The sequence below is a fragment of the Streptomyces griseiscabiei genome, from assembly GCF_020010925.1.
GTDB lineage: Bacteria > Actinomycetota > Actinomycetes > Streptomycetales > Streptomycetaceae > Streptomyces > Streptomyces griseiscabiei.
Genome location: NZ_JAGJBZ010000004.1, coordinates 488,810 through 502,981, shown reverse-complemented (window position 1 = coordinate 502,981; position 14,172 = coordinate 488,810). Strand labels below are relative to the sequence as shown.

The window sequence follows — 14,172 nt, the reverse complement described above, 5'->3', positions numbered from 1 at the left end:
GTAGTTGATGTACGGAGCCAGGGGCACCCGGCTGACCACCAGGCACCCCCTGCCCCACCGCCGCACCCCTCACGCGGCCGTGCAGCTCACACTCGGCACACCCCCGCCCCCGGGCGCGCCCCCGAAGCCGAGGGTTGCCGAACCGCCCGCCGCGAGCGCCCCGTTGTGGGCGGCGTTGACGGCGGTGACCGTGGCGCCGCTCTGGGTGTACGAGGCGTTCCACATGTTCGTGACCCGCTGGGAGCCCGGCCAGGTCCAGCTGACCTTCCACGAACTGATCGCGGTCGTACCGGAGTTGGTGACCTTCACATCGGCGTTGAAGCCGCCGCCCCAGTCGCTGGTGACGGTGTAGGCGGCGGTGCAGGAGGGCGTCCCGCCGCCGGGGTCACCGGGATCGCCCGGGTCGCCCGGATCACCGGGGCCGCCCCCGCCCGGCGGGAAGCCGGGCGCCTTGATGCTCGCCAGATAGCCGTCCTTGACCGTGTCGACCGTCTGCCAGTCGTCCTTCAGGATGCCGCCGGTGTCACCGGAGTTGGGGTTCCAGGACCAGAAGGTCCAGTGGAAGGAGTCGTTGCCGTACGCCGACGTGGAGCGCAGATACGTCACCAGGGCCGCCAGCCATCGCTGGTCCACCGTCGACTGGAGCGTCGTACCGAATTCGCCCACCCACACCGGCGCGATGTTCTGCTTGAAGATGTAACCCCAGTAACGGTCCCAGATCCCGGGCATGTTGGCCGGGAAGGACGGGTCGCTGAACCAGCTCTGCTGGGCGACGCTCGTGGCGTAGTCGTGGGCGGAGTACACCACCCGGTTCGCCACGTCCAGCTGTACGGGGTACTGGGCCACGCCCATCAGGTTGCCGCCCCACCAGCCCGAGACACCGTTGAACGTCTGGACGCCCTCGACCAGGATCAGCAGCTCGGGGTTGACGGACAGCACCGCGTTGCCGGCGCGCTGGGCGGCCAGCCGCCAGTCGCGGGCCGTGTCGCCGCAGCCCCAGCAGGCGGGATCGTGGGGCTCGTTGTGCAGGTCGATGCCGACGACCGTCGAGTTGCCCTTGTAACGGCTCGCCAGCGCCTTGAGGTTGGTGATCCACGTCGTCTCGGGGACGGCCGAGGTGTACCAGAGGGCCGACTGCCCCGCCGCGTCCGGACGGTGCCGGTCGAGGATGACCTTCAGACCGGTCTGACCGGCGTACGCGACGATCTTGTCCAGGACCTGGAGCGAGGTGAGGCCCTGGAGGTCGGCGTTCTTGCCGTCGGAGTGGTTGAGGCTGTCGGGCATGGTGCCGGGCTTGAGGATGTCGTCGCTGTAGGGCATCCGGATGGTGTTGTAGCCCAGTGACCTCATCTGGTCGATCATGCTCTTGTAGTCGCGGGACCAGAGGCCGTGGGTGACGTGGTTGGCGGTCTCGAAGCCGAACCAGTTGATCCCGGCGATCCGGACCGACTGGCCGTTCGCGTCCAGGATCTGCCGGCCGCTGGTGTGCCAGTAGCCGGCACCGGCCTCGGCCGCGCCGACCTCGTCGGCCGCGCCGACCGCCGCGTGCGCGCCGCCGGTCAGAGGCAGCGCGAGCACGGCGGCGGCCGCGCACAGGGTGCCCAGGGTTCTCCGTAAGCTGCGGAACATTTCGCTGCTTCCTCCTCGGGAGGCGCGGGCCCGGAACAGGATGGGAGCGCTCCCACCACCCGCACCTCCCATGGAAGACAGATCGCATGAACACGTCAAGGCGTCCGGCGGCACCTGATACACCGGACGCCCCGACGTGCGGCCGTGACGACCCGCGTCACCGGCTCAGCTTCTGGAACCTCCGCACCGCCAGCGGCAGGAACACCAGCGTGAGCACCACCGGCCACACCCCGGCCATCAGCAGCGCGTGCTGCTCGACCCAGGAGTCCCCGGCACCGGCCGACGTCCCGAACAGTTCACGGGTCGCGGCGGCCGTGGAGGAGATCGGGTTCCACGCGGCGATCCAGCCCAGCCAGTCGGGCATGAGCTGCGGGGCGACATAGATGCTGGAGATCATGGTCAGCGGGAAGGCGACCGCGAAGAGACCGCCCGCCGCCTCCGGGTTGGGGACCATGAGGCCCAGCCAGACCCCGATCCAGATCAGCGCGAAGCGGAGCCAGAGCAGCAGCCCGAAGGCGCCCAGGAAGCCGAGCCCCGCGTCCGGGCGCCAGCCCATCGCGAAGGCCGTCAGCATCATGATGGCCAACTCCGCGCAGGCCGCGAGGAGATCGGTCACGCCGCGCCCCGCGACCACCGCCGACGGCGCCATCGGCATGGAACGGAACCGGTCGATGACCCCCTTGGTGGAGTCGTAGACCACCAGCGTCGCCGTGTTGATGAACCCGAAGGCCATCGTCATCACGAACATGCCCGGCATCAGGAAGTCCCGGTAGTCCCCGCCGCCGGGCACCTTCATGGCACTGCCGAAGACATAGCCGTACAGCAGCACGGACAGGATGGGAAAGCCCAACTGCCAGGCGATGTTGATCGGTTGGCGCTGGTAGTGGGTGAGACCGCGGCGGACGACGTTCCAGACGTCGGCCAGCAGCCAGTACGTACGGCCGCGCGTGTCCAAGGCGTTCGGCTCGACGGTGCCGGTGCTCATACGGCGGCCCCCTTCGTGTTCGTCTTCACGTCCGTCTTCGCGTCCGTCTGGGTGCCCTTCCTCGCGCCCGACCTCGCGTCCTTCTGCGCGTCCTTGTCGGCCGTCTTCTCCGTGCGGTGGCCCGTCAGGCGCAGGAACACGTCGTCGAGGCTGGGCCGGCGCAGGCCGATGTCCTCGACCCGTACGCCCTCGTCCTGGAGGGTGCGGGCCACCTCGGTCAGGGCCGAGACACGGTCGGTCACGGACGCGTGGACACGCAACTCCGTGTCGTCCGACTCCGGTTCGCCGTCCGCGACCCGGGCGACGACCTTCACCGCGCGCGGGATGTCGGCGCGCTCGGCGACCACGACCTCGATACGGTCGCCGCCGACCGTGCTCTTCAGCCCGTCCGGGGTGTCGTCCGCGATGGCCCGGCCCTGGTCGATCACGGTGATGCGCGAGGCGAGCCGGTCGGCCTCCTCCAGATACTGCGTGGTGAGCAGCACGGTCGTGCCGTCCGCCACCAACGCCCGTACGGATTCCCAGACTTCGCCCCGGCTGCGCGGGTCGAGGCCGGTCGTCGGCTCGTCGAGGAAGAGGACGGCCGGGGCGAGGATCATCGACGCGGCGAGGTCGAGCCGGCGCCGCATGCCACCGCTGTACTTGCCGACGCCCTTGTCGGCGGCGTCGGTGAGATCGAACTGGTCGAGCAGCTCGACGGCCCGCAGCTTCGCCCGCTTCCCGCCCAGATGGAACAGCCGACCGAACATCTCCAGGTTCTGACGCCCCGTCAACACCTCGTCCACGGCCGCGTACTGTCCGGTGAGGCCGATCCTGGCCCGCACCTCGCGCGGCCGCGCGGCCACATCGAGACCGGCCACCCGCGCCCGGCCGCCGTCCAGGCGCAGCAGCGTGGAGAGGATGCGGACGGCGGTGGTCTTGCCCGCGCCGTTCGGGCCGAGCAGTCCGTGCACCGTGCCCTCGCGGACGGCGAGGTCGAAGCCGTCGAGCGCCCGCTTCTCCCCGTACCGCTTCTCCAGCCCCTCCGCCCGCACCGCGTAGCCGTCGCCGCCCCCGGCTCCGCCGCCGTGGCCCTGGCTTCCGCCGTTGCCGTTGCTCATGGGTCCCCCTTCCGTCGAGAACTGAGTACACCGTACCCGATTGCGCGTACGACGTACCCAGTTTTTCCGCGAGGACTTAAACTCGGGGCCATGACAAGGGGCAAGGGCGGCACCGGCGACGGTACGGACACCAGCGGCAGCGGCGACATCGTCCGCACGCTCCAACTGCTCTGGGACACCGGCCCGCGCCCCAGCCGCGGCCCCAAGCCGGGGCTCACACTGGACCGGATCGTGGAGGCGGCCGTGCGGATCGCCGACGCGGAGGGCCTGGACGCCGTCTCCATGCGCCGGGTCGCCACGGAACTCGGCACCGGCACCATGTCCCTGTACCGCTATGTGCCCGGCAAGGGCGAGCTGCTGGACCTGATGCTCGACCGCGTCCAGCGGCCCTCCGAGAACCCCGCCGACCTCGGCGACGGCGGCTGGCGCGCCGCCCTGGAGGCCATGGGCCGCGCGACCCTCGCCCTCTACCGCCGCCACCCCTGGCTGCTCCAGGTCAACCAGTCGCGCCCGGTCCTCGGCCCGAGCGCCCTGGACGGCACGGAGAAGATGCTCTCCCGCATCAAGTCGATGGGGCTGACCGACCCCGAGCTGATCTCCGTGATCGTCGCCGTGGACGGCTATGTCGTCGGCGCCGCCCGTACCCAGCTCTACCAGCGGGAGGCGGAGCACCGGTCGGGCCTGACCGACGCGGAGTTCTGGCAGGCCCAGGCCCCCATCCTCACCGAGCTGATGGCCTCCGGCCGTTACCCGCTGCTCGCCGGCCTCTCGGACGACGCGTTCGGCGCGGAGTTCGACCACTTCGAGTTCGGCCTGCAGCGCATCCTGGACGGGCTGGAGGTGTTCGTCGGAGGGCGGCGGCGGGACGAGGGCCCGGAGACGGGCACGGGGGCCTGACGCCCCTCGCCGGCCGGCTCAGGACGCCGGCTGTCGGCTCAGGACGCCGGCCGGCGCAGCAGCCGCTTGAACCCCCATACGACGACGACCGCGCCGGCCACGGCGAGCGCGCCGATCTTGAAGGTCGAGCCGGTGCCCTCGCCGTCGGCCTGGGCCGCGCCGGAGCCGTCCCCGCCCGAGGAGCCGGAGGACGAGCCGGAGCCGCCGCTCCCGGAACCGCCGCCGGGCACGTCCCGGGCGACGACCGAGCTGCCGGACCCCTCGCTGCCGTACATGATCTTCGAACCGTCGGTGCTGAAGGTGACCGACTCCCCCTGCCGCTGCAGGGGCACGCTCAGCCGCTCGACCTTCTTGATCCTGCCGCCGTTCCAGTCGTAGAGGATGCCGCCGAAGTAGGCGCGCAGGGCGAGCTGCTTGCCGTCCGGCGAGAACGCGCCGTCGGTGACCTCCAGATCGGGCACGGCGGCGACCTTCTTGAACACGTTCGTGCCGGAGGCGGACAGCTCGGCCGGTCCCTCGTACAGGGACCCGCCCGCCTCGTCCTTGTCGGCGATGTAGACCCGCCCGGTCTTCGGGTGCACCATCAGCGCCTCCGCGTCCCGCGCCCCGTCCTCGTACTTCACGACGTACTGGGTGGCCTTGACCGTCTGGTCCGTCAGCTCCTTGGGCTCGGGCAGTTCGTAGATCCACACATACGCCCAGGTGCCGCCGAGGTTGTCGCCGATGTCGCCCACGTAGAGCTTGTCGTCCGGGCCCATGGAGATCGCCTCGACGTCGCGCGGGGTGCCGACGCCCGACATGGTGACCGTGGCGACCGTCTCGCCCGTCTTGCTGTCGACGGCGTAGAGGAACGCGCCGTCGTCGCTGTCGTTGTGGGTCCAGTAGACCCCCGGGTGCTGACGCGACGCGGCGAGACCGCTCGACTCGGTGATCCGTGAGTCCTTCATCGTGAACCCGTCGTCATCGGCGGACGCGGGCGCGGCCGGGAGGGCGGCGAGCAGGACCGCGGCGAGACCGGCGAAGCCGGCGCGGAGCCGGCGGACGGGGCGGCGAAGGGGGTGGAGGGGGCGACGGCGCATGGGCCCAAGCCTGCCATCTCGCTCCGCTGGGTGGGGGTGGGGAGCGCCGTGGGAGTGGGGGTGAGTGGGTGGGTGCGGGTCCGGTGGGGCTTCTCGCGCAGTTCCCCGCGCCCCTGAAAGAGGCCTGCGGCCCTTTCATGGCGAAAAGCACGGGGCGCAGCCCCTGCTTTTCAGGGGCGCGGGGAACTGCGCGACCAGCCCCCACGCACCCGCACACGACAACGTGGCCAGGCTCACAGCACCCCGTGGGCGGGCGCCGCCTACCAGTCGGTAGCGATCGTTCATGATGAGCGGATGCTCAGGTTCATGCCCGTAGGCGACTCCATGACGATCGGGAGCGCGGGCGAACACACATGGCGCTTCCGGCTCTGGGAGCACCTGCGCACCACGTACGACGGCCCGTTCAGGATCGTCGGTCCGCGCGAGACGCTCTACGACAAGGCGACGGACACGCCGACGTCGTACGAGTACGCCGACACGGACCCGCGTTTCCCCCGCGCCCATCTCGCGGGCTGGGGCGAGGGCTGGCTGCACATGGCGCCGCTGATCGCCGACGCGGTCCGCCGCCACCGCGCCGACGTGCTCCTCGTCTCCCTCGGCCTCATCGACCTCGGCTTCTACACCGACGCCGAGCAGACCGCCGAGAACACCCGCCGCTTCGTCGAGTCCGCCCGCGAGGCGAACCAGCACATCCGCGTGGTGCTCCTCCCGGTCACCCCGAACGTCCGCGCCGAGACCGACGCCCCCTTCGCCGCCCAGGTCGCCCGCTTCAACGAACTCCTCGCCAAGACGGCCGCCGACCTCGACGAACCCCGCTCGCCGCTCCTCCTGGCGTCCCCTCCCCCGGCGTACGACATCCACTGGGACACCTACGACGGCACCCACCCCAACACCTCCGGCGAACACAAGATCGCGGCGACCTTCGCCAACGCGATGCACGAGGCGTGGGGGCTCGGCGGTCCGTACGAGCCCCGAGGCTGACGCCGCCGCCCGCGAACCCCGGCCCGGGCCCTACTCACTTGATCAGCCGCCTCCCACCCACTTGGATGTCCCGGTCGGACGGGGCCGGTGACGAACGCGGGGTGGGGCGGGGATGGCGCGAGCCGGGCGGGACCGTGGGCTGGGCCGGGAATTCCGGTGGCTGTGGGCGGCGTACGCGGTCAGCGCGTTCGGGACCCGGCTGTCGTTCGACGCGCTCCCCCTGATTGCCGTGCTGGTCCTGCACGTCGGCCCCGCGGAGGTCTCGGTGCTGGCGGCGACCGGTCTGGCGGTGGGCGCGGCGGTGGCCGTGCCGCTCGGCCCCTGGGTGGAGTTCCACCGCAAGCGCCCGGTGATGATCACCACGGACCTGGTCCGCTGCGCGGCCCTGCTGACCGTCCCCGTGGCCTACGTCCTCGACCTGCTCACCTTCCCCCAGCTCCTCCTGGTCTCCATGGCCGTCGCCGTGGCCGACATCACCTTCACCGCGGCGAGCGGTGCCTTCCTGAAGTCCCTGGTCCCCGCGGAGCACCTGGTGGCCGCCAACGGCCGTTTCGAGGCCACGACCTGGACCACGACCATGCTCGGCCCACCCCTCGGCGGCGCGGCGATGGGTCTCTTCGGCCCGGTCGTCACCGTGCTGATCGACGCCGGCAGCTACCTCCTCTCGGCGGCGGGCATCCGGGCGATCGGCGGAGAGGCCCCCCGCCCGGCCCGCCCCGGCCGACCCACCACCCGGCCGGCCACCCGGCCCGCCCCACCCGCCCCGCGCACGGAACCGGCTGCCGAGGACGCCCCGCGCCTGCGCGCCCGCGACCTCCTCGACGGCTGGCGGTACATCCTCCGCGATCCGGCCCTGCGCCCGCTCTTCCTCAACACCGTCCTGGTCAACGCCCTGATCATGGCGCCCGCGCCACTGCTGGTCATCCTGATGGTCGGCGAACTCGGCTTCGCCCCCTGGCAGTACGGCCTGGCCTTCGCCGTCCCCTGTGTCGGCGGCCTGATCGGCTCCCGGCTCTCCCCCCGTCTGGTCGCCCGGCACGGTCACCGCAGGGTCATCCGGACCGCGGGCACCCTGCGGGCGTGCTGGGGACTGGGGCTGGCGTTCATCGGGCCCGGCGTCGCCGGTCTCGTCCTCGTGATGGTCGTCGAACTGGGCCTGATCCTCTGCATCAGCGTCTTCAACCCCGTGATGGTCACCCAGCGCCTCACCCGGACCCCGTCGGACCGCGTCGCCCGTGTCCTGACCGCCTGGTCCGTCACCGGCAAGCTCTCCACCGCCGCCCTGACGGCCCTCTGGGGCCTCCTCGCCGCCCTCACCACCCCCCGCGCCGCCATCGCCGTCGGCGGGCTCCTGCTCCTCGCCACCCCCCTGCTCCTCCTCCCCTTCCGCCGCCCGCCCGGCCCGCCCCGCACACCGGACCCGGAGGACACCCGGCCCGCGCTTGCCTAGAGCGCACTCCACCGCCTTGGCTGGGGCGTCATGAAGTACACACAGCTCGGACGCACAGGACTCAAGGTCAGCCGACTGGTCCTCGGCACGATGAACTTCGGTCCGCAGACGGACGAAGCGGACAGCCACGCGATCATGGACGCGGCGCTGGACGCGGGCATCAACTTCTTCGACACGGCGAACGTGTACGGCTGGGGCGAGAACAAGGGCCGTACGGAATCGATCATCGGCAACTGGTTCGCCAAGGGCGGCGAGCGCCGCGACAAGGTCGTCCTCGCGACCAAGGTGTACGGGAACATGGCCGCCGACCGCGACGCCTGGCCCAACCACGACAAGCTCTCCGCCCTGAACATCCGGCGGGCCGTGGACGCGTCGCTCAAGCGGCTGCGGACCGACCACATCGACGTCTACCAGTTCCACCACATCGACCGGGCCACCCCGTTCGACGAGATCTGGCAGGCCGTCGACGTCCTGGTCCGGCAGGGCAAGATCCTGTACGCCGGCTCGTCGAACTTCCCCGGCTACAAGATCGCCCAGGCCAACGAGACCGCCGCGCGCCGGGGCGGCACCATCGGCCTCGTCAGCGAGCAGTGCCTCTACAACCTGGCCGAGCGCCGCGCCGAGATGGAGGTCGTCCCGGCCGCGCGGGAGTACGGCCTCGGGGTCATCCCCTGGTCACCGCTGCACGGCGGACTGCTCGGCGGGGTCATCGGGAAGGAGGTCAAGGAGGGCCGCCGTGCCTCGGGCCGGGCCGCCGACGCCCTCGCCGACAGCGCCGTACGCGCCCGGGTCCAGGCGTACGAGGACCTGGTCGACAAGCACGGCCTCGAACCCGGCGAGACCGCCCTCGCCTGGCTGCTGACCCGCCCCGGCGTCACCGGCCCGATCGTCGGCCCCCGCACGGGCGGGCAGCTCGACTCCGCGATCCGGGCGTCGGAGCTGGACCTGAGCGAGGAACTGCTGACGTCCCTGGACGAGATCTTCCCGGGGCCTGGCCCGTCCCCGGAGGCCTTCGCCTGGTAGCAGCGGATCCGGGGCGCCATCCGCTCCGAGGGGCACGGGGAACTGCGCGAGAAGCCCCACCGGGCCGCGGCCGGCCACGGCCCGCGGTTCCCCGGCCCACTCACCCAGTGATCACGCGGCGGTCACCTGCCAAGCGCCGCCGCGAGGGCAACGACCGCGAACATCAGCACAAGCACACCGGCCATGATCCGGTTACGGGTCTTCGGGTCCACACCACCGAGCCTAACCGGCCACCCCCGGCCCCCTTCGGACGGCCCCGGCGGTGGCAGCGGCCCGGCGGTCAGCGTCCCAGCGCCCAGCGGCCGACCGCCTCGTACCGCGGCTGCTCCCCCGCCACCCCCGACGTCGGCAGATCGCTGCGGACCAACGCCAGGTCGGACACCGTCCACGTCCGCCCGGCGAAGGTGTCGAGCACGGCGACGTACGGCCGTACGTCGAGGTCCGCCCGGCCGCGGGCCACGGTCAGATGGGGGGTGTACCGGCGGTGCTCCCCCATCGGCACCCCGGCCTTCCGGGCCGCCGCCTCCGCCCGGTCGGCCAGCAGCCGCAGCGCCCCGAGGTCCCCCTCGGCCCCCGCCCACAGCGCCCGCCCGCGCCCGAACTGCCCGCCGCCGCGCACCGCCAGCGAGAACGGCTCGCTCCGCCCCGCCGCCCGCTCCAGCCGCCGCGTCAGCTCCGGTACGGCGTCCCGCTCGACCTCTCCGTAGAAGGCGAGCGTGAAGTGCCAGCCGGGCGGCGCGGTCCACCGCAACCGGTCCGCCCCGGCCAGAGCCCTCAACCCACCGACCACCAGGCCGAGTTCCTCGACGACCTCATCGGGCGGCAGCACCGCCGCGAACAGCCGCACGGCACGCGTCTCACTCGTCGCACTCGTCGCACTCATGAGGCCACCCTCGCAGCCCTGGCTAGGCCGCGGTCGTCACCGGAACCGCCTGCCCGTCGGTCCGCCCGTCGGACTGCCCCTCGGCCGGGTCCTTGGGCACGAACCGCACCTTCGGATGGCCGTGGTTCCAGCCCACCGAGAGCCGCAGCCCGCCGGCCCGGACGAGGACCAGGCCCACGACGACCGCGGCGGCCGTGGCGACGACACCGCCCGCGACGAAGCCGATCCGGGCGCCGTACGCGTCGGTGGCCCAGCCGGCGATCGGCGCGCCCAGCGGCGTACCGCCGAGGAAGACCATCATGTAGAGGGCCATGACACGGCCGCGCATCACGGGATCGGTGTTCATCTGGATCGCCGTGTTGGTGGTGACGTTCACCGTCAGCCCGAACATCCCGATGGGGACCATGAGCAGGGCGAACATCCAGTACGACGGCGCCAGCGCGGCCACGATCTCCAGCAGGCCGAAGGCGAGCGCGCCCCCGATCAGCACCCGCAGCCGGGCCGTGCCGCGGCGGGCCGCGAGCAGCGCGCCGGCGACGGAGCCGACCGCCATGAGCGTGTTGAAGAAGCTGTACGAGCCGGCGCCCGAGTGGAACACGTCGTCCGCGTACGCCGACAGCCAGACGGGGAAGTTGAAGCCGAAGGTGCCGATGAAGCCGACGAGCACGATGGGCCACAGCAGTTCGGGGCGGCGGGCGACATAGCGCAGGCCCTCCCGGAGCTGGCCCTTGGCGCGGGGGGCGCGGCGGACGGGGTTCAGCTCACGGGTCCGCATCAGCAGCAGACCGGTGATGGGGGCGATGAAGGAGAGGCCGTTGTAGAGGAAGGCCCAGCCCGTGCCGACGGTGGTGATCAGCACACCGGCGACGGCGGGGCCGACGAGACGGGCCGACTGGAAGTTCGCCGAGTTCAGGCTGACCGCGTTCTGCAGCTGGTCCGGTCCGACCATCTCCGACACGAAGGACTGCCGGGCCGGGTTGTCGACCACGGTGGCCATGCCCACGGCGAAGGCGGCCACATACACGTGCCACACCTGGACATGACCGGAGATGGTGAGCGCGGCGAGGGCGAGCCCCGTCACGGCCATCGAGGTCTGTGTCACGAACAGCAGCCGCCGCTTGGGGAACCGGTCGACCAGGACTCCGCCGTACAGCCCGAACAGCAGCATCGGCAGGAACTGCAGCGCCATGGTCACCCCGACGGCCGTCGACGAGCCCGCCAGGCTCAGCACCAGCCAGTCCTGCGCGATCCGCTGCATCCAGGTGCCGATGTTCGACACGACCTGTCCGAGGAAGAACAGCCGGTAGTTCCGCACCCGCAGGGACCGGAACATGGAGACCCGCTCACGGGGGGCGGGGGCCTGGGCGGCGACCGCGGGGGCGCCGGGCGCCGGCACCGCGGGGGCGGTGGTGGCGCGGGGCGGCAGAACGCCGGTATCCGGGGGTGCCTCCGGCACCTCGGGCGTCGGCGGGGGCTCGTGGGTGGGCGGGGGAGCGGGGACGGAAGGTGTTCCGGGGCCCGAACTCAAAGGGGTTCGCCTCCTTGCGTGAAACGCGTGTACGTCATGCGGTTGCGTAAGCCTCACCGCTCCTGTTCTGCTCTGTTCTGTCTGCTGGTTTTCGGGCCGGGCCATGCCCACCCCCGGGCGGCGCACGGGCTGTCGGCAGGGGCGTACCGGCGGTTGGTCCGGCGTGCCCGGCCGGCTGCGGCGCACCCGGCGGCCGGGCACGGGATCACAGATGCGCGAGCTTCTCCAGGACCGGCGCGGCGGTCCGGAGCGCTGCCCACTCCTCCTCGTCGAGGCCTTCGACCAGGGTGGCGAGGAAGGCGTTGCGCTTGCGCCGGCTCTCCTCCAGCATCGCCTCGGCCCGCTCGGTCTGGGTGACCACCTTCTGCCGCCGGTCCTCGGGGTGCGGCTCCAGCTTCACCAGTCCCTTGCTCTCCAGCAGGGCGACGATCCGGGTCATCGACGGCGGCTGCACATGCTCCTTGCGGGCCAGCTCACCGGGGGTGGCGGTGCCGCAGCGGGCGAGCGTGCCGAGCACCGACATCTCGGTCGGGCTCAGCGACTCGTCGACCCGCTGGTGCTTGAGCCGGCGGGACAGGCGCATCACGGCGGAACGGAGGGCGTTCACAGCGGCCTCGTCGTCGCCATGGTTCAGGTCAGGCATGTTCTTTAGCTTAACTCATTACTCTCGCTAAAGACCACCGGAACTCCACACTCGCGCCCGTGAGGCCCGCCACTCACGCCCGGACACACCGTTTCAGGCCCTCTCGTCACTCATATGAGTGACTAGTACGCAGAACGTGACACGACAGAGCGGAGCACACCTGACCCTCGTACACATGGGGACCACTGTGCTCAGCCTGCGGATAGACGAGGAGCTGCTCGAACGGCTCCGGACCCATGCCGCGAAACGGGGAATGAGCGTCCAGGACTATGTCATCGGGACGCTCATTCGGGACGACTTCGACGAGCGGTTCCAGACCGCCGTCGAGGAGACGGAGAAGTTCTACGGGGTGACGTGAGGGGGCAGGGGGACCCCGGGGGCCCGGCGACCGCTCACGTCAGACCGAGCGCCGGCATCAGGTAGTAGAACCCGAAGACCGCCGACACCACGTACATCGCGACCGGGACCTCGCGTCCACGGCCCGCCGCCAGGCGCAGCACGACGAAGGTGATGAAGCCCATGCCGATGCCGTTGGTGATCGAGTAGGTGAACGGCATCATCACCATCGTCACGAACGCCGGAATCGCGATCGTATAGTCGGCCCAATCGATCTCACGGACGGAGTTCGCGAGGATCAGGAACCCGACCGCGAGCAGCGCCGGGGTCGCCGCCTGGGAGGGCACCATCGTGGCGACCGGCGTCAGGAACAGCGCGACCGCGAACAGCGCACCCGTCACCACGTTCGCGAAGCCGGTGCGTGCCCCCTCGCCCACTCCCGCCGTCGACTCCACGAAGCAGGTCGTCGCGGACGAGGAGCTGGCACCACCGGCCGCGACGGCGATGCCGTCGACGAACAGCACCTTGTTGATCCCCGGCAGCTGACCTTCCGCGTCCGTCAGCTTCGCCTCGTCGCCGACGCCCATGATCGTGCCCATCGCGTCGAAGAAGCACGACAGCAGGACCGTGAAGACGAAGAGGACACCGGTCAGCACACCCACCTTCGCGAAGCCGCCGAAGAGACTGACCTCACCGATCAGCCCGAAGTCGGGCGTCGCGACCGGGTTGCCGGGCCACTTGGGCGTCGTCAGCCCCCAGGAACCGGCCGGCAGCTTGGCGACGGCCTCGACGATCACCGCGAGCAGCGTCATCGCGACGATCGAGATCAGGATCGCCCCCGGCACCTTGCGCACGATCAGCGCGAGCGTCAGCAGCGCGCCGAGCACGAAGACCAGCACCGGCCAGCCGTTCAGATGCCCGGTCGCGCCCAGTTGCAGCGGCACGGTGGTGTGCGCGGCGTCCGGGATACGGGTGACGAAACCGGAGTCCACCAGCCCGATCAGCATGATGAACAGACCGATACCGATGGAGATGCCCTTGCGCAGCCCCAGCGGCACGGCGTTCATGACCCGCTCCCGCAGCCCCGTCGCCACCAGCAGCATCACGATGAACCCGGCCAGTACGACCATACCCATCGCGTCCGGCCACGACATCCGCGGCGCGAGCTGCAACGCGACGACCGTGTTCACCCCGAGCCCCGCCGCCAGCGCGATCGGCACATTGCCGATGACACCCATGAGGAGCGTGGTGAAGGCGGCGGTGATCGCGGTCGCGGTGACCAGCTGGCCGTAGTCCAGCTGATGCCCGTACATGTCCTTCGCGCTGCTCAGGATGATCGGGTTCAGCACGATGATGTACGCCATCGCGAAGAAGGTGGCGAGACCGCCCCGGATCTCACGCGAGAGCGTGCTGCCGCGCTCGGTGATCCGGAAGTAGCGGTCGAGGGAGCCGACGGCGCCAGGGGTGCCCTGCGGGGACTGCGGGGACATACGAGACCTCAATCCCCAACGGAAAGGGCGGACACCCACCGGTCACCCGCACGCCATTGGAGTTTTCTACGAACAGAAGTAGCCAATCAGAAACCGTTTCAGTATGAACATACATTGCGGGGAACACCATCTCCGCGCGTAGACCCGC

At 71.0% G+C, this 14,172-nt stretch carries 13 protein-coding genes; 5 read left to right on the top strand and 8 right to left on the bottom strand.

Features of this window, described 5'->3' with window-relative positions:
* Window positions 1-69: 69 nt before the first annotated feature.
* The 3 genes from J8M51_RS41730 to J8M51_RS41720 form a co-directional block, all read right to left on the bottom strand.
* Window positions 70-1,629, bottom strand: a complete 1,560-nt coding sequence (locus J8M51_RS41730; protein WP_086754285.1) for a cellulase family glycosylhydrolase — start codon at window positions 1,627-1,629, stop codon at window positions 70-72.
* A 157-nt stretch (window positions 1,630-1,786) separates the two neighbouring features.
* A complete protein-coding gene (locus tag J8M51_RS41725) occupies window positions 1,787-2,614 on the bottom strand; it encodes an ABC transporter permease (RefSeq protein ID WP_086754283.1) in 828 nt (275 codons plus the stop codon).
* Window positions 2,611-3,714 (bottom strand): ATP-binding cassette domain-containing protein, encoded by a 1,104-nt coding sequence (locus J8M51_RS41720; protein WP_256964153.1) that lies wholly within the window; start codon window positions 3,712-3,714, stop codon window positions 2,611-2,613. Before J8M51_RS41720 ends, J8M51_RS41725 begins: the two co-directional genes overlap by 4 nt.
* Window positions 3,715-3,804: 90 nt before the next feature.
* Between J8M51_RS41720 and J8M51_RS41715 the strand changes: the two genes are divergently transcribed.
* Window positions 3,805-4,611, top strand: coding sequence for a TetR/AcrR family transcriptional regulator (locus tag J8M51_RS41715; protein ID WP_086754281.1), 807 nt, complete (start codon window positions 3,805-3,807; stop codon window positions 4,609-4,611).
* A gap of 38 nt (window positions 4,612-4,649) precedes the next feature.
* Here J8M51_RS41715 and J8M51_RS41710 read toward each other — a convergent pair whose 3' ends face one another.
* Entirely contained in the window at window positions 4,650-5,690 is a 1,041-nt protein-coding gene (locus J8M51_RS41710) for a TolB-like translocation protein (protein ID WP_267299988.1), read from the bottom strand.
* Window positions 5,691-5,984: 294 nt separating this feature from the next.
* On the opposite strand from J8M51_RS41710, the gene J8M51_RS41705 reads away from it, so the two are divergent.
* From J8M51_RS41705 to J8M51_RS41695, 3 genes are all read left to right on the top strand, one after another.
* A complete protein-coding gene (locus J8M51_RS41705) occupies window positions 5,985-6,671 on the top strand; it encodes a GDSL-type esterase/lipase family protein (protein WP_267299987.1) in 687 nt (228 codons plus the stop codon).
* 112 nt (window positions 6,672-6,783) lie between these two features.
* Complete coding sequence (locus J8M51_RS41700) at window positions 6,784-8,121, top strand: MFS transporter (protein WP_267299986.1); 1,338 nt, start codon at window positions 6,784-6,786, stop codon at window positions 8,119-8,121.
* Window positions 8,122-8,151: 30 nt separating this feature from the next.
* The gene (locus J8M51_RS41695) at window positions 8,152-9,144 is read left to right on the top strand and encodes an aldo/keto reductase (protein WP_086764897.1); all 993 of its coding nucleotides are present in this window, start codon (window positions 8,152-8,154) and stop codon (window positions 9,142-9,144) included.
* Between the two features lie 280 nt (window positions 9,145-9,424).
* Here J8M51_RS41695 and thpR read toward each other — a convergent pair whose 3' ends face one another.
* The 3 genes from thpR to J8M51_RS41680 all read right to left on the bottom strand — a co-directional run bounded on the left by thpR (window position 9,425) and on the right by J8M51_RS41680 (window position 12,198).
* Complete coding sequence (thpR, locus tag J8M51_RS41690) at window positions 9,425-9,991, bottom strand: RNA 2',3'-cyclic phosphodiesterase (RefSeq protein ID WP_267300039.1); 567 nt, start codon at window positions 9,989-9,991, stop codon at window positions 9,425-9,427.
* Window positions 9,992-10,049: 58 nt separating this feature from the next.
* Entirely contained in the window at window positions 10,050-11,360 is a 1,311-nt protein-coding gene (locus J8M51_RS41685; protein ID WP_179203086.1) for an MFS transporter, read from the bottom strand.
* Between the two features lie 400 nt (window positions 11,361-11,760).
* Window positions 11,761-12,198 carry a MarR family winged helix-turn-helix transcriptional regulator gene (locus J8M51_RS41680; RefSeq protein ID WP_216591233.1) on the bottom strand — a complete coding sequence of 146 codons (438 nt, stop codon included), beginning with the start codon at window positions 12,196-12,198 and terminating at the stop codon, window positions 11,761-11,763.
* Between the two features lie 175 nt (window positions 12,199-12,373).
* Between J8M51_RS41680 and J8M51_RS41675 the strand changes: the two genes are divergently transcribed.
* The gene (locus tag J8M51_RS41675) at window positions 12,374-12,556 is read left to right on the top strand and encodes a ribbon-helix-helix protein, CopG family (RefSeq protein WP_086764347.1); all 183 of its coding nucleotides are present in this window, start codon (window positions 12,374-12,376) and stop codon (window positions 12,554-12,556) included.
* A 34-nt stretch (window positions 12,557-12,590) separates the two neighbouring features.
* Here J8M51_RS41675 and J8M51_RS41670 read toward each other — a convergent pair whose 3' ends face one another.
* Window positions 12,591-14,024, bottom strand: a complete 1,434-nt coding sequence (locus J8M51_RS41670; protein ID WP_086764350.1) for an NCS2 family permease — start codon at window positions 14,022-14,024, stop codon at window positions 12,591-12,593.
* Between the last annotated feature and the right edge of the window lie 148 nt (window positions 14,025-14,172).

Excerpts from the sequence above, each read along its gene's own strand:
- J8M51_RS41680 (WP_216591233.1), bottom strand. The coding sequence starts at position 12,198 with ATGCCTGACCTGAACCATGGCGACGACGAGGCCGCTGTGAACGCCCTC.
- J8M51_RS41685 (WP_179203086.1), bottom strand. The coding sequence starts at position 11,360 with ATGTTCCGGTCCCTGCGGGTGCGGAACTACCGGCTGTTCTTCCTCGGA.
- J8M51_RS41715 (WP_086754281.1), top strand. The coding sequence starts at position 3,805 with ATGACAAGGGGCAAGGGCGGCACCGGCGACGGTACGGACACCAGCGGC.
- J8M51_RS41725 (WP_086754283.1), bottom strand. The coding sequence starts at position 2,614 with ATGAGCACCGGCACCGTCGAGCCGAACGCCTTGGACACGCGCGGCCGT.
- J8M51_RS41710 (WP_267299988.1), bottom strand. The coding sequence starts at position 5,690 with ATGCGCCGTCGCCCCCTCCACCCCCTTCGCCGCCCCGTCCGCCGGCTC.
- J8M51_RS41670 (WP_086764350.1), bottom strand. The coding sequence starts at position 14,024 with ATGTCCCCGCAGTCCCCGCAGGGCACCCCTGGCGCCGTCGGCTCCCTC.
- J8M51_RS41730 (WP_086754285.1), bottom strand. The coding sequence starts at position 1,629 with ATGTTCCGCAGCTTACGGAGAACCCTGGGCACCCTGTGCGCGGCCGCC.
- J8M51_RS41720 (WP_256964153.1), bottom strand. The coding sequence starts at position 3,714 with ATGAGCAACGGCAACGGCGGAAGCCAGGGCCACGGCGGCGGAGCCGGG.
- J8M51_RS41700 (WP_267299986.1), top strand. The coding sequence starts at position 6,784 with ATGGCGCGAGCCGGGCGGGACCGTGGGCTGGGCCGGGAATTCCGGTGG.
- J8M51_RS41675 (WP_086764347.1), top strand. The coding sequence starts at position 12,374 with ATGGGGACCACTGTGCTCAGCCTGCGGATAGACGAGGAGCTGCTCGAA.
- J8M51_RS41695 (WP_086764897.1), top strand. The coding sequence starts at position 8,152 with ATGAAGTACACACAGCTCGGACGCACAGGACTCAAGGTCAGCCGACTG.
- J8M51_RS41705 (WP_267299987.1), top strand. The coding sequence starts at position 5,985 with ATGCTCAGGTTCATGCCCGTAGGCGACTCCATGACGATCGGGAGCGCG.